This is a genomic window from Pseudomonas sp. ATCC 13867, from assembly GCF_000349845.1.
GTDB lineage: Bacteria > Pseudomonadota > Gammaproteobacteria > Pseudomonadales > Pseudomonadaceae > Pseudomonas.
Genome location: NC_020829.1, coordinates 1,829,433 through 1,849,334 on the forward strand (window position 1 = coordinate 1,829,433; position 19,902 = coordinate 1,849,334).

General features: G+C 64.8%; 14 protein-coding genes and 1 pseudogene. 6 read left to right on the forward strand and 9 right to left on the reverse strand.

From position 1 onward, the window contains the following. Positions 1–76 precede the first annotated feature (76 nt). The 5 genes from H681_RS08370 to glcD all read right to left on the reverse strand — a co-directional run bounded on the left by H681_RS08370 (position 77) and on the right by glcD (position 6,185). Positions 77–1,765 carry a lactate permease LctP family transporter gene (locus H681_RS08370; RefSeq protein WP_015476421.1) on the reverse strand — a complete coding sequence of 563 codons (1,689 nt, stop codon included), beginning with the start codon at positions 1,763–1,765 and terminating at the stop codon, positions 77–79. Positions 1,766–1,994: 229 nt separating this feature from the next. Further along, a complete protein-coding gene (locus H681_RS08375) occupies positions 1,995–2,393 on the reverse strand; it encodes a heme-binding protein (protein WP_015476422.1) in 399 nt (132 codons plus the stop codon). Further along, on the reverse strand, positions 2,372–3,646 hold the full coding sequence (gene glcF, locus H681_RS08380) for a glycolate oxidase subunit GlcF (RefSeq protein WP_015476423.1): 1,275 nt from the start codon (positions 3,644–3,646) through the stop codon (positions 2,372–2,374). Before glcF ends, H681_RS08375 begins: the two co-directional genes overlap by 22 nt. Continuing rightward, on the reverse strand, positions 3,646–4,686 hold the full coding sequence (glcE, locus tag H681_RS08385; RefSeq protein ID WP_015476424.1) for a glycolate oxidase subunit GlcE: 1,041 nt from the start codon (positions 4,684–4,686) through the stop codon (positions 3,646–3,648). Before glcE ends, glcF begins: the two co-directional genes overlap by 1 nt. Then, the gene (glcD, locus tag H681_RS08390) at positions 4,686–6,185 is read right to left on the reverse strand and encodes a glycolate oxidase subunit GlcD (RefSeq protein WP_015476425.1); all 1,500 of its coding nucleotides are present in this window, start codon (positions 6,183–6,185) and stop codon (positions 4,686–4,688) included. Before glcD ends, glcE begins: the two co-directional genes overlap by 1 nt. A 231-nt stretch (positions 6,186–6,416) precedes the next feature. Between glcD and glcC the strand changes: the two genes are divergently transcribed. Beyond that, positions 6,417–7,187: a transcriptional regulator GlcC gene (gene glcC / locus H681_RS08395; RefSeq protein ID WP_015476426.1), complete on the forward strand. Its 771-nt coding sequence runs from the start codon at positions 6,417–6,419 to the stop codon at positions 7,185–7,187. A gap of 303 nt (positions 7,188–7,490) precedes the next feature. Here the strand turns inward: glcC and H681_RS08400 are convergent, their stop codons facing one another. Beyond that, on the reverse strand, positions 7,491–8,453 hold the full coding sequence (locus H681_RS08400) for a bifunctional GNAT family N-acetyltransferase/nucleoside diphosphate kinase regulator (RefSeq protein WP_041711826.1): 963 nt from the start codon (positions 8,451–8,453) through the stop codon (positions 7,491–7,493). 390 nt (positions 8,454–8,843) lie between these two features. After that, positions 8,844–9,356, reverse strand: coding sequence for a MerR family transcriptional regulator (locus H681_RS08405; protein WP_015476428.1), 513 nt, complete (start codon positions 9,354–9,356; stop codon positions 8,844–8,846). A 79-nt stretch (positions 9,357–9,435) separates the two neighbouring features. On the opposite strand from H681_RS08405, the gene H681_RS08410 reads away from it, so the two are divergent. Continuing rightward, entirely contained in the window at positions 9,436–10,671 is a 1,236-nt protein-coding gene (locus H681_RS08410; RefSeq protein ID WP_015476429.1) for an NADH:flavin oxidoreductase/NADH oxidase family protein, read from the forward strand. A 177-nt stretch (positions 10,672–10,848) separates the two neighbouring features. Here the strand turns inward: H681_RS08410 and H681_RS08415 are convergent, their stop codons facing one another. Further along, entirely contained in the window at positions 10,849–11,631 is a 783-nt protein-coding gene (locus H681_RS08415) for a 2-keto-4-pentenoate hydratase (protein WP_015476430.1), read from the reverse strand. Between the two features lie 11 nt (positions 11,632–11,642). Beyond that, the gene (locus H681_RS08420) at positions 11,643–12,536 is read right to left on the reverse strand and encodes a TauD/TfdA dioxygenase family protein (RefSeq protein WP_015476431.1); all 894 of its coding nucleotides are present in this window, start codon (positions 12,534–12,536) and stop codon (positions 11,643–11,645) included. 122 nt (positions 12,537–12,658) lie between these two features. On the opposite strand from H681_RS08420, the gene H681_RS08425 reads away from it, so the two are divergent. The 4 genes and pseudogenes from H681_RS08425 to H681_RS08440 all read left to right on the forward strand — a co-directional run bounded on the left by H681_RS08425 (position 12,659) and on the right by H681_RS08440 (position 19,601). Then, on the forward strand, positions 12,659–13,690 hold the full coding sequence (locus H681_RS08425; protein WP_015476432.1) for an AraC family transcriptional regulator: 1,032 nt from the start codon (positions 12,659–12,661) through the stop codon (positions 13,688–13,690). Positions 13,691–14,037: 347 nt separating this feature from the next. Then, a pseudogene (gene pvdQ / locus H681_RS08430) lies at positions 14,038–16,313 on the forward strand (bifunctional acylase PvdQ). Positions 16,314–16,837: 524 nt separating this feature from the next. Beyond that, positions 16,838–17,311, forward strand: coding sequence for a hypothetical protein (locus H681_RS26345; protein WP_162140828.1), 474 nt, complete (start codon positions 16,838–16,840; stop codon positions 17,309–17,311). After that, positions 17,295–19,601 carry a type II secretion system protein GspD gene (locus H681_RS08440; RefSeq protein ID WP_041711828.1) on the forward strand — a complete coding sequence of 769 codons (2,307 nt, stop codon included), beginning with the start codon at positions 17,295–17,297 and terminating at the stop codon, positions 19,599–19,601. Before H681_RS26345 ends, H681_RS08440 begins: the two co-directional genes overlap by 17 nt. The last annotated feature ends 301 nt before the right edge of the window (positions 19,602–19,902 follow it).

Sequence of the window (19,902 nt, forward strand, 5' to 3'; positions counted from 1 at the left end):
ACCAGCACCCGCAGCGGAGTCGGTTCGCGAGCAAGCTCGCTCCTACAGTGAATCCTGACGCCAGGTACGAATGACGTCAGTGCACCAGCATCCCCGTGAACACATAGGCCTGCGCCAGCGTGATCAACCCGATGAAGGCGGCGAAGATCAGGCTGTGCTTGACCGTGAAGCGGAACAGGTCCGACTCGCGCCCGACCATTCCGGTGGCCGCGCAAGCCACGGCGATGGACTGCGGCGAGATCATCTTGCCGGTCACCCCGCCGGTGGTGTTGGCCGCTACCAGCAGCGTGTCGCTGACCCCGAGCTGGTGCGCGGTGGTCGCCTGCAGTGAGCCGAACAGGGCGTTGGACGAGGTGTCCGACCCCGTCAGGAAAACCCCCAGCCAACCGAGGAAGGGCGAGAAGAACGGGAAGGCCGCGCCGGTTCCCGCCAGCACCAGCGCCAGGGTGGTGGACATCCCCGAGTAGTTGGTGACGAAGGCGAAGGCCAGCACCATGCCGATGGTCAGCACCGGCCACTTGAGCTCCTTCAGCGTCTCGCCGAAAGTCGCTGCGCCGCTCTTTGCGCCGATGCGCAGGATGGCCATGGAGATCAGCGCCGCGAGGAAGATTGCCGTGCCGCTGGCCGACACCAGGTCGAACTTGTAGATCGCCGGAATGGGCGTCGGGTTGGCGACGATGGGCGCCGCCTTGAGCACCAACTGGTCGAGGTAGGGCACGGCGATCACCGCCACCCAGTTCTCCAGCGCGCCGCCGGGCAGGAACATCGCCTTGAACGGCTTCATGGTCCAGATGGTCACCAGTACGGTGAGAATCAGGAAGGGCGACCAGGCCTTGAAGATCTGTCCGAAGCTGTACTGCGACTCCTGGCGCTGGCCGCCGCTACCGAGGCCGCCCAGCGTCGCCGTGCCGTCGGCGTTGATGCTGGAGAACTCCGTCTCACGCACGTTCGCCGGCTGCCACACGCGCAGGAACAGGGTCAGGCAGACCATGCTCAGCAGCGCCGAGGTGATGTCCGGCAATTCCGGGCCGATGAAGTTGGAAGTGAGGAACTGGCTGATGGCGAAGGTGCCGCCGGCCACCAGCAGCGCCGGCCAGGTCTCGCGAATGCCGCGCCAGCCGTCCATCATCGCCACCAGCCAGAAGGGCACGATCACCGACAGGATCGGCAACTGCCGCCCGGCCATGGCGCCGATCTTGAAGGCATCCACGCCCGACACCTGCCCGGCGACGATGATCGGGATGCCCAGCGCGCCGAAGGCCACCGGCGCCGTGTTGGCGATCAGGCACAGGCCGGCTGCGTACAACGGGTTGAAGCCCAGCCCCACCAGCAGCGCCGCGGTGATCGCCACCGGCGCACCGAAGCCCGCCGCGCCCTCGAGGAAGGCGCCGAAGGAGAAGCCGATCAGCACCACCTGCAGGCGCTGGTCGACGGTGATCGACAGCACCGAGCTGCGGATGATCTCGAACTGCCCGCTTTTGACCGTCAGCTTGTAGAGGAACACCGCCGCCACGATGATCCAGGCGATCGGCCAGAGCCCGTAGAAGAAACCGTAGACCGCTGAGGCCAGCGCCTTGTCCACCGGCATGTGGTAGACGGTGATGGCGATCAGCAGCGACAGCACCAGGGTGATGGCGCCGGCGACGTGGCCCTTGAGGCGGAACACTGCCAGGGCGAGGAAGAAGAAAATGATCGGCACGAGGGCCGCCAGGGCCGAGAGGCCGAGGCTGCCGAGCGGGGTATAGAGCTGCTGCCAGGTTTGCATGGGGTTTGTCCCTTGTTGTTGTCGGTGGCAAAGCGTCAGCGGTGGATAACTCTTTCAGGTGGCGCACGCGCCGGCAGGTATTGAAAAAGCCCCGCAACGCGGCGCGTAGCGGGGCTTTTGAAAGCTGATTCTGGCAAGCATTTCGGGGTGTCGTCGCCGGCTCGCTTGTGACCGGCGACGACCTCCACCCGGCCGGTGGCTGTCTGTCGCCAGGGCCGCGTGAGCGCTTTCAAAGCGCGGCCACTCCGGCGCTGGCGACCTGCGCATCCTCGCCGGCCTTCACTCCGGAAACGCCCACCGCGCCGATCACCTGGCCGTCCAGCACCACTGGCACACCGCCTTCGAGCGAGGTGATCAGTGGCGCGGTGACGAAGGCGGTACGGCCGCCGTTGACCATGTCCTCGTAGCCCTTGGTTTCGCGCCGGCCCAGTGCCGCGCTGCGGGCCTTCTCGGTGGCGATGTAGGCGCTGGCCGGGGCACAGCCGTCGAGGCGCTCCAGGGCCAGCGGGTGGCCGCCGTCGTCGACCACCACGATGGACACCGCCCAGTGGTTGCGCTGCGCTTCGGCGCGGGCGGCGGCGAGGATGCGGCCGACTTCCTGCTGGGTCAGAACGGCTTTGTTGAGCATGCTTGCACCTCGTCTTGACGGGATTCCAAAGGCGCATCGGCGAGCGCCTCTTCCACCAGTTCGATCCAGTGCCGCACCGGCGTACGGCCGGCGCCGTCCAGGTGCGTCTGGCAGCCGATGTTGGCGGTGACTATGACTTCCGGCCGGCCGCTTTCCAGCGCCTGCAGGCGGTTGTCGCGCAGGCGTATCGACAGCTCCGGCTGGGTCAGCGAATAGGTCCCGGCGGAGCCGCAGCACAGGTGGCTGTCCGGCACGGCGGTGAGGCTGAAGCCCATCCGTGTGAGCACGCCTTCCACCGCGCCGCCGAGCTTCAGTGCGTGCTGCAGCGTGCACGGGCAATGGAAGGCCAGGCGGCGATCGCCGTGCAGGTGCAATTCCTCCAGCGGCTCGTCGCGCAGCACTTCGGACAGATCGCGCGACAGTTCGCTGACCCGCCGGGCCTTGGCCGCGTACTGTGCATCGCGCTCCAGCAGATGGCCGTAGTCGCGGACGAAGGCGCCGCAGCCGCTGGCCGTCTGCACGATGGCTTCGGCGCCGGCCTGGATCGACGGCCACCAGGCGTCGATGTTCCTGCGCGCCCGTTCCAGCCCCTGTTCCTGGGCATTCAGGTGATAGTCCACGGCGCCGCAGCAACCGGCGTCTGCCGCCGGGATCACACTGATGCCGAGACGATCCAGCACCCGCGTGGCGGCGGCATTGGTGTTGGGCGAAAGGGCCGGCTGCACGCAGCCTTCGAGCATCAGCATGCGCCGCGTGTGGCGCGGCTTCGGGCGCTCCACGGGCGGATGCGGATGGCGCGGCAGCTTGCTCTGCAGGCTGTTCGGCAGCAGCGGGTAGAAGGTGCGACCGGCCTTGGCCAGCGCGCCGAACAGCGCGGCATTCGGCACCACGGCGCGCAGGCCGCGACGCATCACCCGTTCGCTGAAGGTACGCGGCACCTGCTGCTCGACCACCGCGCGGCCGATGTCCAGCAGGTTGTGATAGTCCACGCCGGAAGGGCAGGTGGTTTCGCAGTTGCGGCAGCTCAGGCAGCGGTCCAGGTGCTCGCGGGTGCTGGCGCTGGGCTCCGCGCCTTCGAGCACCTGCTTGATCAGGTAGATGCGCCCGCGCGGACCGTCCAGTTCGTCGCCCAGCAACTGGTAGGTCGGGCAGGTGGCGGTGCAGAAGCCGCAGTGCACGCAGGAGCGCAGGATGCGCTCGGCTTCCTCGGCGCGTGGCAGGTGCCTGGCCTGTTCGCTCAGGTTGGTTTGCATCAGAGCTCCCTGTACATCCGGCCGGGGTTGAAGAGGCCTTGCGGGTCGAGCTGCTGCTTGAGGCTGCGGTGGTAGCGCAGCAGGGCGGCGGGCAGCGGGTGGAAGCCGTCGTCGCCGGGTGCGTAGCGTAGGGCGTGGCCGCCGACTTCGGCGACGCTGTGGCGGATCAGCTCGGCATCGGCCTCGGACTTCAGCCAGCGCTGCGCGCCACCCCAGTCGATCAGTTGTTCGCCCGGCAGGGACAGCGCCGGCGTCGCGTTGGGCAGCGACAGCCGCCAGAGCGTGCCGGGGCTGGCGAAGAAGCCCAGGCGCTGCTCGCGCAGGTCCTGCCAGTAGCCGCTGTCGATCTCCTCGCCGCCCAGGCGCAGGCGCGCGGAGCACACCGAGCCTTCGCCGCCTTCCAGGCGCAGGTGCAGCGCGGTGCCGTCGTAGCAGGCGGCGGTGATCGGGATCGGCTGCGCACCCCATTCGGCGAGTTCACCCAGCGCCTGACGGACGCCCATTTCCAGGCGCAGGCTGGCGCACATCCGCGGCTTGGGCAGCACCTTCATCGAGACTTCGGTGATCACTCCCAGGCAGCCGAAGCTGCCCGCCAGCAGGCGCGACAGGTCGTAGCCGGCGACGTTCTTCATCACCTCGCCGCCGAAGCGCAGCAGCTTGCCGTGGCCGGTGATCAGCCGCGTGCCCAGCACGTAGTCGCGCACCGAGCCCGACCAGGGGCGGCGCGGGCCGGAGAGCCCGGCAGCGACCACGCCGCCGAAGGTCGCGCCCGAATGATCGGGTGGCTCGCACGGCAGCATCTGTCCGGCCGCCTCCAGCGCCGCTTCGATCTCCGCCAGCGGCGTGCCGGCGCGGGCGGTCAGCACCAGTTCGGTCGGGTCGTAGCTGACGATGCCGCTGTGCGGGCGCATGTCCAGTTCCACGCCGTTCACCGGGCGGCCGAGGAAGGCCTTGCTGTCGCCGCCGCGAATGCGCAACGGCGTGTGCGCCGCGAGCGCCTGGTTCACCTGCTCGAGCAGTTCGCTGCTGGCGTCGGGCATCAGAAGCGCTCCAGGTCGGGGAAGGGCAGTTGCCCGTGGTGCACGTGCATCGCGCCGAATTCGGCGCAGCGGTGCAGGGTGGGGATGTTCTTGCCGGGGTTGAGCAGGCGGTCCGGGTCGAACGCCGCCTTCACCGCGTGGAACAGGGTCAGCTCGTCGCTGTTGAACTGCGCGCACATCTGGTTGATTTTCTCGCGCCCCACGCCGTGCTCGCCGGTGATGCTGCCGCCCACCGCCACGCAGAGTTCGAGGATTTTCCCGCCGATGGCCTCGGCGCGTTCCAGCTCGCCGGGCACGTTGGCGTCGAAGAGGATCAGTGGGTGCATGTTGCCGTCGCCGGCATGGAACACGTTGGCCACGCGCAGGCCGAATTCCTGCGACAGCTCGGCGATGCCATGCAGCACGCGCGGCAGCTCGCGACGCGGGATGGTGCCGTCCATGCAGTAGTAGTCCGGCGAGATGCGCCCCACCGCCGGGAAGGCGTTCTTGCGTCCGGCCCAGAAGCGCACGCGCTCGGCTTCGTCACAGGCCAGGCGCACGTCGGTGGCGCCGGCTGCCCGAAGCACGCGGTCGACGCGCTCGCAGTCGTCCTGCACGTCGGCTTCCACTCCGTCCAGTTCGCACAGCAGGATGGCCGCCGCGTCCACCGGGTAGCCGGCGTGGATGAAGTCCTCGGCGGCGCGGATCGACAGGTTGTCCATCATCTCCAGCCCGCCGGGGATGATGCCGGCGGCGATGATGTCGGCCACCGCGCGGCCGGCCTTTTCCACCGAATCGAAACTGGCCAGCAGCACCCGCGCCACCTGCGGACGCGGTAGCAGCTTGACGGTGACTTCGGTGACGATGCCGAGCATGCCCTCGGAACCGGTGAACAGCGCCAGCAGGTCGAGACCGGGACTGTCCAGGGCGTCGCTGCCCAGCGTCAGGTGCTCGCCCTCGACGGTAAGGATGTCGACCTTCAGCAGGTTGTGCACGGTCAGGCCGTACTTCAGGCAATGCACGCCGCCGGCGTTCTCGGCGACGTTGCCGCCGATGGAACAGGCGATCTGCGAGGATGGGTCCGGCGCGTAATACAGCCCGTGCGGCGCGGCGGCCTGGGAAATCGCCAGGTTGCGTACGCCGGGCTGAACGCGGGCGTAGCGCCCCTGCGGGTTCACCTCGAGAATCCGGTTGAAGCGCGCCATCACCAGCAGGATGCCTTTCTCCAGCGGCAGCGCGCCGCCGGAGAGCCCGGTGCCCGCGCCGCGCGCGACCACTGGCACCTTGCGCGCATGGCAGAGCCTGAGCAGCGCCTGTACCTGCTCGATGCGCTCGGGCAGCGCCACCAGCATGGGCACGGTGCGGTAGGCGGAAAGGCCGTCGCATTCGTAGGGCTTGAGGTCTTCGGCGCGGTGCAGCAGTTCGAGGTCGGGCAGGGCCGCACGCAGCTCGGCCAGCAGGGCGGACTTGTCGACGGCAGGCAGCGCGCCATCGACGCGTTCGTCGTAGAGGATGTTCATAGGCTGACGGTGCTCTGATTTTGTTTTTTTGTTCGCGCCCGCCAGGCGGTCGCGTGGAGCCACGGCACGCTGAAAATGCGACCGCCGATCAGGTCGCGTCCACTGGCATCGGCGCTGGTCCTACCAGTTCTTGTACGGTCGTACACTGGAAAGCCCCAGTCCTGACAGCTAGGGTTCTGGACAGCCGTGCGGGTGAGAGCCTGCTGGTCCTACCAGTTACGGAGAGCCGTGATGACGACTTATGCACAGGGCAAGCAGCGTGTCGCCGACCAGGTGGCCGAGAAAATCGAGCGGTTGATCGTCGACGGCGTGCTCAAGGTCGGCCAGGCGTTGCCCTCCGAACGGCGGCTGGTGGAAAAACTGGGATGCTCGCGCTCGGCGTTGCGTGAAGGTCTGCGTGCGCTGCGTGGTCGCGGCATCGTCGATACCGAACAGGGGCGCGGTTCGTTCGTCGCCGATTTGACCGGCGCCGACGACGTGTCACCGCTGCTGCACCTGTTCCGCTCGCAGCCGCGCACGCTCTACGACCTGCTGGAGGTTCGCGCGCTGCTGGAAGGGGAGTCCGCGCGCCTGGCCGCGCTGCGCGCCACCGAGGCCGACCTGGTGCTGATCGACCGGCGCTTCGAGGAGATGCACGCCGCCTACGACGAACCGCAGCCGCTGGACCCGCGCGAGCATGCGCGGCGCGATCACGCCTTCCACCAGGCGATCAGCGAGGCCTCGCACAACCCGGTGCTGGTGCACACGCTGCAGTCGCTCAACGAGCTGATGCTCAGCACCGTGTTCGCCTCGGTGAACAACCTCTACAACCGCCCGCCGCAGAAGCGCCAGATCGACCGCCAGCACGCGCGGCTGCATCGCGCCATCAGCGAACGCCAGCCGGAACAGGCCCAGCGCGCCGCCCGCGAACATATCCACAGCGTGCGCGACAACCTGCGGGAGATCGAGCAGGAGGAACAGCGGCTGGTGCGGGCGACCTTGCGGCTGGAGGGCTGGAAATAACGGTTATTCGGCTTTAGGTGTGAAACCTGCTTACGCCGCCAAACACACCATCCTGTACATTCCGGGACTTCGCCCACGAGAATGGCGCGTCACGGTGCATGGCGTATTTGAGTTCGGCGGTCATCAGGTTTTATGCGTCCATGGTCTTTTCCGCTCGCTCGTCGTCAAATTCCTTGAGCTGGCCGAACGCGCGATTTCGACCAGCCGTCCGCTGCAGCCCAGTCATAGACGGTGAACAGCGCGAGACGGTCCGCATCTGGGGAATCTTCGCGCCGATGGACGAACACTGAGCTAAAGGCGCAATTACAGGTGGAAATCGCCCGCGGCTTCCGGCTGGTAAAGTACTTTCCTGATCCCAATCCGGCGGGTCCGATCAGAAATTCGCCAGTCGATGGCGTCTCCCTCCTGATAGCCCAGGATGGCGGCACCGATGTCGGAGCACACGGAGTGCTTCCCGGCGCTGCTGTCCGCGTCTTCAGGGTAGACCAAGGCCACCTCGATCTCTTCGTCGTCCAGCTGCAGCAAGGTTCTGGAGTTCATCGTCACGACATTGCGCGCCACCTGCTGCGGCTTGACGACAATGGCTCGCTCAAGCTCATGTTCGAGTTCAACAACGGCCGGGCCGTGCTCGAACGCGATCAGACTCTCGAGCCTGGCCTTGTCGATTTCAGTGATGTAGATCTCAGTGGAGTCGCCAACGGCACCTTCGCGCAAGAACTGGAGATAGCGCCCCGCGGTCATGGAAAACGACTTCAATGCCGGCGTTTCGTTCTCCAGCAGAAAGCCGCTGCGCAGAAAGGCCTTCAGCGAGCGCCCGTTGTCCGGGTGGATCTTGGCGATGAGCTTCTCGGCCCGCATGTCGAGGAAGGCCAGTTTCATGCCTTCGCGGATTGTGCGGGTGCCAAGGTTCCGGCCCCATTTGTCGCTGTCTCCGATGACCAGGACTATCTCGCAATTCGAGCCGGTCTTGATGAGACGGACAAAGCCCACCGGGGTGTCATGTCGGTCATAGGCCATGAAGAATCGGCCGCCCCGGTTGAATAGATGGGTCAGGATCGGCAATTGAGTCCGATTGATGGCTTGTTCGATGGAGCGGGAGACATGATGCGAATCGCTCAGATAGCAGGTTACGCGCTCATCCTCCAACCAATCCATCAGCGTCAGCGCGTGTGCCCGAGTAATTTCAGGGCACAGCGAAATGAAAGGCTTGTTCATCTTCACCATACTTATTTGTAAAGAATGAAAGCCCTTCATGGCTATGGCCATGACGGTTCTTTCGGCAACCGCTCATCTTAAGGCATATCGCGAATAATGCCGAATCACGGTGAGGGGCCAGGGGCTTGCCGGACGTCCCACGGTAGTTTCCTCGGTGGGCCAGCATCCACGGGGCGCCGGAAACGCAAGCCCATGATCGACCGTCAGATACGGCGTGCTGTGATCCATGAGCCGATGGCCCACGTATCCACGTCGCCAGTCGCGGCCAGCACCCTGGCAGCCCTTGGTCATCCCAGCCCGCAGATAGACCTCGGGGCGAATTGCGCCGCAGGGGTAGAGCACGCCGCCCACCTCCAGCACTGCCAGTTCGGTCGCGCGAATGCCGCGAGCGGGCCATGCCCGTGATTGCGTGACGGGCCGGCTACCGGCCGGAGTGCGAAGTCAGGATTCGGTGGGGGCAGGGCGCTTCGCTCCAGGGGCGGACTTTGTCCGCTCATCGCAGGCATGGCCCGCTCCTGCAGGTTCGGGCTTCTCGCTGCGTCCCTTGCGTTCGCGCATCTCGGCCACCATGCGCTCGGCATTGGCCTGGCAATCCATGCCGGCGGGCTTGTTCTCGATGCCGTCGATCACCGCCAGCAACTGTTCCCGGTTCTGCCGCAACTGCTGCTCCATCGCTTCGATTTCCGCCACCTTGCGACGCAGGCTGGCGAGCAGCTCGTCGTGGCCATTCTTCAGGGCCGGGGCGGAGTGGGGCAGCAGGTTGCGGATTTCCTCCAGGCTGAAGCCGGTCTGCTGGGCGCAACGGATGATCTCCAGCAGGTCGAGGGTTTCCGCCGGGTACTCGCGGTAGCCGTTGGCGCCACGACGCACCAGGGCGATCAGGCCGCTGGCTTCGTAGAAGCGGATGCGCGAGGGCGCCAGCCCGCTGAGGCTGGCCAGTTCACCGATTTTCATGAAGGGCTCCGAAAGGGGCTTGACCTTAAAGTGAACTTTAAACTTAACCTCGCCGGCACCACAACAATGGAGGCCTGCCATGTCCCCTTTCCAGCCCCTGCGCCTGCCCAACGGCGGCGAAGTCCCCAATCGCATCGCCAAGGCCGCTATGGAGGAGAACCTCGCCGACGCCGATCAGGCGCCCTCGGCCGAACTGCTGCGCCTGTACCAGGCCTGGGCTGAGGGTGGCGTCGGCCTGATCATCAGCGGCAACGTGATGATCGACCGCCGCGCCATGACCGGTCCCGGCGGCGTGGTGCTGGAGGATGAGCGGCAACTGGCGCGCTTCCGCGAATGGGCGCGCATCGGGCGCTCCGCCGGCGCGCAGTTCTGGCTGCAACTCAACCACCCCGGCCGCCAGGTACAGGCCAATCTCGGCCAGGGCGCGCTGGCGCCGTCGGTGGTGCCGCTGGAGATGGGGCGCTTCTCCAAGCTGTTCGCGGTGCCTCGGGAAATGAGCGACGCGGATATCGCCGAGGTGATCGAACGCTTCGTCCGCGCCGCCGTTCTCGCCGAGCAGGCCGGGTTCAGCGGCGTGCAGATCCACGCCGCCCACGGCTACCTGCTCAGCCAGTTCCTCTCGCCGCTGAGCAACCGGCGCCGGGATTGCTGGGGCGGTACGCTGGAGAACCGCGCGCGCCTGTTGCTGGAGGTCGTCCGGGCGGTGCGTGCGAAAGTCTCGCCGGACTTCTGCGTCGGGGTGAAACTCAACTCGGCGGATTTCCAGCGCGGCGGTTTCGATGCCAGCGACGCCCGGCAGGTCATCGGTTGGCTGAATGCCGAATCGGTGGACCTGGTCGAGCTCTCCGGCGGCAGCTACGAGGCGCCGGCGATGCAGGGCGACGCACGCGATGGGCGCACCTTGGCCCGCGAGGCCTATTTCCTCGAGTTTGCCCGCGAAATGCGCGATGGCGCGCGGATGCCGCTGATGGTCACCGGGGGGATCCGCCGCCTGGCGGTCGCCGAACAGGTGCTGGACAGTGGCCTGGACATGGTCGGCATCGGCACTGCGCTGGCGCTGGAGCCGGGGCTGGTCGAGCACTGGCGCGCCGGCCACGATGCGCAGCCGCAGTTGCGGCCGATCCGCTGGCGCTCGAAGCCGCTGGCGGCGCTGGCCTACATGGCCTTGGTCAAGTTGCAACTGCGCCGCCTGGGCGACAGCCGCCGCCCCGATCCGCAAGCCTCGCCGCTGCGCGCGTTGTTGCTGGAGCAATGGCGCACGCAACGGCGCACCCGGCAGTACCGGCGCTGGATGGACGGGCAGTCGGGGGCCTGAGCTGTGGCGAATGCTAGCGGCGGATAGCGTCCGCCAGGCGTGCAGGCTGCGATGGCGATCTGCTTGTCGCTGCGCCCGGCGAACCGCCGGGTAGCAGCGTGCTGCAGGCGCCACGGCTGACGGGGGCGAGGGGCACGAACAGCTCGCATCAGCCGAGCGAGCGTGCTTGCAGAACCATCAACCCTCGAAGCTGCAGCCGATCCGTCCCAGTCCTTCGATCTCCAGCTCGAAGTCATCCCCGGGCGTGACTTGCGACATCGGCGCCAGCGCCCCGCAGAGCAGTACATCGCCGGCCTTCAGCGGTGCGCCGAGGCGCGCCATGCGCCGTGCCAGCCAGAGGGCGATGTCGAGTACGGCGGTAATGTTCGTCTGGGTCGGCGGAAAGGCCGGCGCGCCATTGCGCAACAGTTGTACCGCCAGCGCCGTGCCTTCCAGCGTCTTCAGTGCGACCGGCTGGCCGCCGGTGAGGTAGAGGCCCGCACAGAGATTGTCGGCGATGGAGTCGAGCAGGCCGATCTGCCAGTTGGCCACGGCGCTGTCGTTGATCTCGATGGCCGGGACGGCGCCGTCGATGCAGGCGCTCAGGTCGGCAAGGTCCGGCTCGCTGGCGGGCAGGTCGCGTCCCACCAGCAGGGCGATTTCCGCCTCGATGCGGGGTTGCAGCAGACGGTCGCGGGGGATGCGTGCGCCAGGCTGGCAGCGCAGGGACGCGAGCAGTCGGCCGTAGACCGGTTCGTCGACTTTCAGCGCCGCCTGCATCACCGGTGAGATCAGGCCGGCCTTGGCGCCCGCCAGGTGTTCCCCGGCCGCCAGCGCCAGGTCGATGCCCAGCGCCTGCACGCGGTAGGCGTCGTCGAGCCCGCTCAGGACGTAGGTCGCCGCCGGTGCGGCGAGGGGCGTTCGGCTGGCCCGCGCGTGGGCCAGGGCGCGGGCGGCGGCGTGATGGTTGTCGGTGCTCATGGCGCGTCTCCTCAGCGGCAAGGGATTTCGCCGACCACGGTGGTGCGATACATCTCGCGGCGCATGCCGTGGTAGTCCGATACCGGGTAGTGCCAGGTGCTGCGGTTGTCCCAGATCGCCAGGGTACCCTGGGTCCAGCGCATGCGGCAGGTGAAGGCGGGCTGGGTGGCGATGCTGAACAGGTACTCCAGCAACGGCTGCGACTCGGCGGGGCGCATGCCCTTGATGCCGCTGGTGTAGGCGGGGTTGATGAAAAGGATCTTCTTGCCGGTTTCCGGGTGGTGGGTCACCAGCGGGTGGGAGCGCACCTCGCCGTCGTGGTTGCCGTAGCGCACTGCCATGTTTTCCATCAGGTCGTTGTGCTTGGCCTCGGCGCCGTAGGCGCGCTCCGGGCTGTGGATGGCGTCCAGGGTCTCCAGCTGGGCGCGCAGCTTGGGCGACAGCCATTCGTAGGCCAGTGCCAGGTTGGCGTAGAGGGTGTCGCCGCCGAACGGCGGGATATCGTGGCCGTAGAGCAGGGTGAAGGCGGGCGGGCGCTCCTGGAAGGACCAGTCGGTGTGCCAGGCGCCACCGAACACCACCGGGGTCTTCTCGTTGGCTTCCTTGACCACCCGCACCACATGAGGATGGTCTTGCATGCCGATCACATAGGGCTCACGGCCAAACTCGCCGAAACGCAGGGTGACGGCTTCGAGGTCTTCCACGCTGAGCGACTGGCCACGGATGAACAGCACCTTGTGTGCCAGCAGGGCCTGGCGCAGCTCGGCGAACCCTTCCTCGCCCAGTTGCTTGAGATCGGCGCCGGTGACGTCCGCACCGATGGCGCCGGTGGCGGGGACGATACTGAAGTGGCGGTAGTCGGCTGCGCGGTTCTGACTCGGCAGTGCGTAGAAGAACTCGAACATGGGGATGCCTCTTGTGGGTGTTGTTGGCCACTCAAGGATGGTCAGCGCGCGGGCTTTCTTCCATGATGAAATCCGCCAAAAATTGATTTTTTCCGCCAGAGCAAACCACCAAGGAGCCCGCGATGGATTGGCGCCAGACCCGTGAGATCACCGGCGTACGCTACCTGCTCGACAGCGCCCGCGAGGAGGGGCTGGCCGAGGACGAGTGCCTGGTGGGTAGCGCCATTGCGCCGGCGGACCTGCAGGCACGCGCCGGGCGTATCCAGGCATGGCAGGAGCTGGCGGTGATCCGCAATCTGCTGCAGCGGGTCGCTCGGCCCGGTCTTGGCCTGTCTACCGGACGGCGCTATCACCTCACCTCGCTGGGGTTGCTGGGTTTCACCATGCTCGCCAGCCGTACGCTGCAGGAGGCCTTCGAGACCTTCGGGCGCTTCCAGAGCCTCGCGCTGACCCTTTGTCCGGTCAGCAGCGAGCTGGAGGCGCGCGGGCTGTGGCTGCTGTTCGATGACCGCGTGCTGCCCGAGGACGCCCGCGCCTTTGTGGTGGAACGGGGTATCGCCGGGTGCTGGCAACTGTCCGGCGAATTGCTGCAACGACCGCTGCAACCATTGGCCATCGAGCTGCGCTGTGCCGCGCCGGCGGATGACGGAGCGTTCCGCGAGATGTTCGGCATCGCGCCCAGCTTCGATGCTCCGCGCAACGCAATGCTGTTTGCCGCGGAGGATTTGCGGGTGCCGTTGCCCCAGGCGCAGATCAGCGCCCGCGACAGCGGCGAGCAACTGTGCGAACGCCTGTGCGGCGAACTGGCCCTGACCCTGGCCGCCACAGCCACTGCGCGGCAGGTGCAGCAATTGCTGCTGCGCGACTCCGCGACCCTGCTGGGCGCCGCGCAGGTGGCTGAGCGGCTGGGCCTTTCCGAGCGCACGCTGCAACGGCGTCTGGCGGAGGAAGGGCAGAGTCTTCAGGTGCTCAACGATGGCATCAAGCAGCGTCTTGCCGAACGTCTTTTACGCGAGTCGCCGATGGACCTGCAGGGCATCGCGCAGTGCCTGGGGTATGCTGAGGCGGCGAGTTTTTCCCGTGCTTTCCGGCGTTGGACGGGGCAGTCGCCGGGACGCTGGAAACGTCAGTCCGGAACCCTGCCGACGCGCTGAAGTCGAACCGCCCGCGAAGCCTCTGGAATGGGCAGGAATACCGAGATAGAGCCTCGCAAGCTGGCGGTTAGCCATCCCGCGAGGATTAATTTCGCGCGCGTCCCATCCGTTGCCCTGAAGAGGCGCATCGCCTTTTCCCGCGATGCGCCCATGACAAGAAGGAGAACGTCATGCCCTCAGCAACCTGTCCGCGCACGGGCCCTGGAACGGACGCCGAAACGCATTCCACCGCACTGCATTGGCCGGCGTGAGCCGCCATCCACCGCTTGCACCGGCGGCCGCGCAAGCGGCGCGACCGTGTGCCCCTGGCCGGGCTTCCGGCCGTTACCCGAGGATTGAGGGATTCGATGAGCAAGACCTTCCGAACGGCCGCCGCGCTGGGTTGCCTGCTGGCCGCTGGAGTACCCGCGCAGGCCGGCGCCAGCGAACTGCAGGCGCAGATCCGCTGGACCCGCTACGGCATTCCGCACATCCAGGCGAAGGATGAACTGGGCCTGGGCTACGGCATCGGCTATGCCTACGCTCGTGACAACGCCTGCCTGCTGGCTGAGGAAATCGTCACTGCGCGTGGCGAGCGTTCGCGCTATTTCGGCGCGGATGGCAAGTCGTCCGCCGGTATCGGCAACCTGCCTTCGGACTTCTTCTACACCTGGCTCAACGACAGCGAATCCCTGCACCGCATGCACGGCGCGCAGCCGCAGCCGATCCGCGATCTGCTGGACGGCTACGCCGCGGGTTACAACCGCTGGCTGTGGGAAACCCAGGCGACCGCTACGCAATGCGCGGGCAAGGCGTGGTTGCGGCCGATCGAGGCCGACGATCTGCTGCGTCTGACCCGTCGCCTGCTGGTGCAGTCCGGCGCCGGGCAGTTCGCCGAAGCGATGCTGGCCGCCACACCTCCCGGGCAAGCGACGACCTCGGTGGTGAGCGACGACGAGGTACTGGCCTCGATGGAGCGCCGCGCGACCTTCCACCAGGACCACGGCAGCAACGCAGTGGCAGTGGGCAGCGAGCGTTCGGCGGAGGGCGGCGGGCTGTTGCTGGGCAATCCGCACTTTCCCTGGTCCGGCGCGCTGCGTTTCTACCAGATGCACCTGAGCATTCCCGGCCAACTCGACGTGATGGGCGCCGCGCTGCCGGGCATGCCGCTGGTGAACATCGGCTTCAGCCGTGACCTGGCCTGGAGCCACACCGTGGATACCTCCAGCCACTTTACCCTGTATCGCCTCGAGCTCGATCCGCAGGACAGCCACCGCTACCGCGTCGACGGTCAGTCGCGCCCGCTGCGCGAGGTCACGCTACGGGTGCGGGTACGCGAGGCTGACGGACGCATGAGCACGCGCAGCCATACGCTGTACGAATCCGAATATGGTCCGCTGCTCAGCGTCCCCGGCAAGTTTCCCTGGAGCGCCGGGGAAGCCTTCGCCCTGCGCGACGCCAACCTGAACAACGACCGGGTGCTGCAGCAGTGGTACGCCATCGACCACGCACGTAGCCTCGACGAACTGCGTGGCAGCATCGAGCGCCTGCAGGGCATCCCGTGGGTGAATACCCTGGCCACCGACGCCGGTGGCCAGGTGCTCTACCTCAACCAGTCGGTGGTGCCTTATCTCAGCGCGCAGCAACTGGCTGACTGCACTGTCGCCGGATTCCAGAAACAGGGGCTGCCGGTACTGCAGGGCAGTCGCCGGGCCTGCGATTGGGCGGTGCGCCGGGTGCCCGTCCGGGCCTGACGCCGCCGACGCAGATGCCCGCGCTGCTGCGCGAGGACTTCGTGCAGAACTCCAACGACAGCGCCTGGTTGAGCAACCCTCAGGCGCCGCTGACCGGTTTCTCGCCGCTGGTCAGCCGCGACTCGATCCCGGTCGGTGCCCGCACCCGCTTCGCCCTGACGCGTCTGAAGGGCGACGGCAAGATCAGCCCGGACGACCTGCGGAAAATGGTCACCGACAACCGCGTGTACCTCGCCGACCTGCTGCTGGACGACCTGCTGCAACTCTGCCAGCCAGTACCCGACGGTGCCGCCGCGGCCTGCTCGGCGCTGGGCGCCTGGGACCGCCATGTGAACCTCGACAGCAACCCAGGTTTCGCCTACTTCCAGGCCTTCGTCGATCGCTTCGAGAAGATCCCCGACGCCTGGCGCCGGCCTTTCGACCCCAAGCTGCCGCTGGCGACCCCATCGGGTATCGCCCTGGACCAGCCCGAGGTCCGGCGCCAGGCCCGGGAGGCGCTGCTGGCGGCGGCGAAGGAAATCGATGGACGCAACATCCGCGCCGATGAAACCTGGGGCCAACTGCAGGGCGTGGGCGACCTGAACGCACGCCTGGGCATTCCCGGCGGCACCGGGGAGGAGGGCGTATACAACGCGATTCACTCGGAGTGGCAGGGCGATCACTACCGGGTGCTCAGCGGCAGCAGCTACATCCAGCTGGTGAGCTTCACCGACGACGGCCCGCAGGCACGGGGGCTGCTGGCCTTCTCGCAATCCAGCGAGCCCGGCTCGCCGCACTACCGCGACCAGACCGAACTGTTCGCCAGGCAGCAGTGGCCGGAGTTGCCGTTCACCGAGGAACAGATCAAGGCCGATCCCGCGCTGAAGGTGTTGGACCTGCGGGAACCTTGAGTGATGGAGGGCCCGCTCTTCCGGGATGGCCCGCTCCAACCCCTGAACACCGTAAGGCGTACAACCGTTCGCGGTTGTACGCCGGCGCATGCGGTGCCTGCCCGGCTTATGGTCGGGCCCGGTGTGTGCGATGAAGAACACGCGGTGGATAGCGTCGAATGTTATCCACCCTACGTCTGCACAGTACGGATCCTACGATGCCTTGATGGGGTCCTTCGTGTTCAGTCCCCCCTTTGTTCGGCGGCTTTACCCTGCTCGGGAGAAGGTTGGCGGGGGACGGCCAGCTTCACGGATCACCGTCCTGTATCAGTTCTGATGCCTTCCCAGGAGCACTTGATTACCTCGCTGGGGAAAAGTCGTTAGCGCAGGTATGCCTCGGGTTACGCGCCGCGCTGCGAAGTTCATCCGATAAGGCAGCAAGTACGGAAATTTCACTCACATCTGTCGTCATTTGTGTCGGTTCAGGAATGACAGAATTACAGGCTCTGCTGGCCTGGCGGTCAGTTTCCTCGTTCTGACAATGCTTGATGATTTCGCAAAAAACTCTTCGTCCTTATCTGCTGATCGCTGGGTTGGGGATTGCTGTCGGGTCACTGCTCCGGCCGGCCCAGCTTGGCCCCCCGGAAAGCAATCTGGAAACTGATTGGAGCCTGCCTGAGCCTCCGCAAAAACCATTTGGCCCCACCGTCGCTACAGACATTTCTTCCCTCTCATGGTGGGGAGAGAAGCACGAGTCGCTGGCAATGCAGGGCAGCCATGAGGCCTCAACCGTCGTCAAGCGCAAGGTGGCCTGGTGCTTCAAAGGCGTGGTCTTGATGGCTAACAAGCGCTATGCGCTGGTAGCGGAGGACGCCAACGCCCAACCCAAGCGATATCTGCCAGGAGAGTCCCTGCCGGGTGGCGAGCGCTTGGAGATGATTGACGCTCAAGGAATTCGTTTTTCTCTCCCTGACGAAGGGGGCGATCAGGAAAGGAAACTCTATGTACCAGCCGAATAAAGTCCTTCTACCATTCGTGCGGCGCGCACTTCTGGCGGCGCTCTGTGGGGGCGCAATAGGAGGATGTACTACCGAACCGATGAAAATTCCAGAATCACTGCGTACCGGGGCCTCGGCGGAGGAAGCCGAAGCGGTGCCTGGAAACGCAAGTTCTCCCGGCACAGGCAATGGTGGTTCAAGAGAAGCCCAGGGGCCCGCGTTCGGGACAACGCCCCAGGCGGGCAGGAGTGCTCAGGCCGGGGTAGTGGACAAGCTGGACCGTGTGAAGCTGGATGATGGAAAGGCCGATGTCACCGTCAACGTTGAGGACGTGACGTTGGCTGCCTTCATCAATGAGGTATTCGGGAACATCCTGGGGCTTTCCTTTGAAATCGATAACAACCTGAAGAACAAAGCGGACCGTGTGACTTTGCGGCTCGAACAGCCTCAGACCTCGCAGATGGTTTACAACGTGGCCTCGCAGGTAATGGCGAACTATGGTGTGGAAATCGTCAAGCAAGGCGATGTGCTGCGCTTCCAGATCAAGCAGATCGGCCTGAGCCCGGACGAGCCGCCGATTCTCATCAGTGGTGATGCACGTCCTGATGTGCCTATTGCGTATCGGCCGGTGTTCCAGTTTGTCCAGTTACACAATGTCGATGCCAAGGATGTGATCCCTTGGCTCAGCAGTGCGTATGAAAAATCGGGCCTTACAGCCACCGCTGATGGTGCTCGTGGTGGGCTGATGCTGAAAGGGATGTCATCCATCGTCACTCAGGCAGCCAAAGCTGTCGAGTTATTGGATCAACCTTTCATGCGGGGGCAGTACAGCCTGCGTATCGACCCGGCCTTTGTTTCGTCGGAGACACTTGCCAAGCAACTCAAGACCTTGCTGGTGGCCCAGGGCTACAGCGTCGGATTGGGAGAGGCGTCCGGCAGTATCGTGTTGGTGCCGCTGGAAAGTTCGAACGGCCTGATTGTCTTTGCCAATCAACAGTCTTTGCTCCGCCTGGTTCGGGAGTGGGCTGAGCAGGCAGATCGTGCGCCCGCAATCAGCGCAGTCGAGGACGGATCGGGAAGCGCTAAGGAGGGGCTGTTCTTCTATGAAGTGCGTAACACTCGGGCCACTGATCTGGCGAAGTCTCTGCGTTCGCTGATGTCTGGCTTGGGTGGTGGGGGCGCTTATGGTTTGACGCCTGATCTGAGCAACAGTGCCTCCAAGCGTGCTGCAGTCGATAGTGCCGTGCCCAATCGCCCTGGCTCAGGCGACATGGGCAGCACTAGAAACGCTGGAGTTTCGCCCTTGTTGCAGTTGGCGGGCACCCAGGCGCTCTTGGGGGGGGCAGGAAATAGCGGCCTGATGGACAGCCTCGCATCAAGCATGATGGGGGGAGGCACGTTGGTCGAAGATGAGAATCGCAATGCCATTCTTTTCCGGGGGCCTGGGCGTACATGGCAACAGTTGCAGCCGATGCTTAAACAGTTGGATAGGCCGGCGCGGCAGGTTCTGATTGAAGTAACCATAGCCAGTGTGGATCTCGTTGATAATAGAAGCTTCGGAATCGACTGGTCTTTTGGTACGGGCGATTTCAGTGATCTGAAAGAAATTGGCAAGAAAATTGAACTAGGCCCAAAGGGTGAGTTCAGCTATCTGATTAATACTGCGGGTGGTGCGCATGCGCTGTTAAGCGCGGTTGCGCAAAACAATCGTGCCAGAATATTGGCTACTCCCAGGGTCCTGGTAAAAAGTGGTCAGCAAGCCAATATAAATGTGGGCTCAGATATCCCCGTCACGACAACGCGTCAGAACGATGGAAGCAGTACAGACGGTACTTCAAACATTATTCAGGGGATATCTTATCGGTCTACAGGTGTGATATTGAACGTTTCGCCTGTTGTCTATTCTAATAATAGAGTGGATCTGACTGTTAGTCAGGAGGTTAGCTCTTCCGGAGCCGGCGGAAGTAGTGGTGGCTCATCGGATGGATCTGATAGCTTGACTCCCACCATAACCAGGACATCTATGGAGACGGCGCTGACGCTACAGAGTGGTGGTTCGATATTCATGGGCGGATTGATTCGAGAGAATGGAGATGACGGAAAATCCGGTATTCCTTGGTTAAAGGATGTTCCAGTGCTTGGATATCTCTTTGGGAAGAGTAGCGTGAACAAGTCGAGGAGTGAGGTTGTGATGCTTATACAGCCCTACATTATCGAGGGGGCTGATGAGGCCAGGGATGTCACTGAGAGGCTCAGGCAGATGATTGAGCCTGAGCTGTCATGTCACAAGAGTCCGGGGGCTTGTGGCTGATGGTGTACTTGGGTTTTTTATATCTCTGATAGTTTGATCTAGGTCAATATTTAAAAAATGCCCTGTGCCGTTGGTATGGGGCATTTTTTTGATTATTTATGGTATCTGTAGGAAGTTCTTTAAATGCCAGGGAAGAATCTGAAGGATTTATTCCTGAGTGCTTGAGGAAATTTCTTTGTTTCTGGTTTTGCCCGCTAATGCTCTCTGCTTCTGTTGTTGAAACTCCCTTGTGGTTGTATAAAACCTTCGGAAATCGTAATCCCGAGAGGGGCGGTTTTTGCTGTAGTAAGCCAAGCTATAT

Coding starts and splice junctions, on each gene's coding strand:
- H681_RS08425 (WP_015476432.1), top strand. CDS start 12,659: ATGGATTGGCGCCAGACCCGTGAGATCACCGGCGTACGCTACCTGCTC.
- H681_RS08415 (WP_015476430.1), bottom strand. CDS start 11,631: ATGAGCACCGACAACCATCACGCCGCCGCCCGCGCCCTGGCCCACGCG.
- glcC (WP_015476426.1), top strand. CDS start 6,417: ATGACGACTTATGCACAGGGCAAGCAGCGTGTCGCCGACCAGGTGGCC.
- H681_RS08420 (WP_015476431.1), bottom strand. CDS start 12,536: ATGTTCGAGTTCTTCTACGCACTGCCGAGTCAGAACCGCGCAGCCGAC.
- glcF (WP_015476423.1), bottom strand. CDS start 3,646: ATGCAAACCAACCTGAGCGAACAGGCCAGGCACCTGCCACGCGCCGAG.
- H681_RS08400 (WP_041711826.1), bottom strand. CDS start 8,453: ATGGCCATAGCCATGAAGGGCTTTCATTCTTTACAAATAAGTATGGTG.
- glcD (WP_015476425.1), bottom strand. CDS start 6,185: ATGAACATCCTCTACGACGAACGCGTCGATGGCGCGCTGCCTGCCGTC.
- H681_RS08405 (WP_015476428.1), bottom strand. CDS start 9,356: ATGAAAATCGGTGAACTGGCCAGCCTCAGCGGGCTGGCGCCCTCGCGC.
- H681_RS08410 (WP_015476429.1), top strand. CDS start 9,436: ATGTCCCCTTTCCAGCCCCTGCGCCTGCCCAACGGCGGCGAAGTCCCC.
- H681_RS08440 (WP_041711828.1), top strand. CDS start 17,295: ATGTACCAGCCGAATAAAGTCCTTCTACCATTCGTGCGGCGCGCACTT.
- H681_RS08375 (WP_015476422.1), bottom strand. CDS start 2,393: ATGCTCAACAAAGCCGTTCTGACCCAGCAGGAAGTCGGCCGCATCCTC.
- H681_RS08370 (WP_015476421.1), bottom strand. CDS start 1,765: ATGCAAACCTGGCAGCAGCTCTATACCCCGCTCGGCAGCCTCGGCCTC.
- glcE (WP_015476424.1), bottom strand. CDS start 4,686: ATGCCCGACGCCAGCAGCGAACTGCTCGAGCAGGTGAACCAGGCGCTC.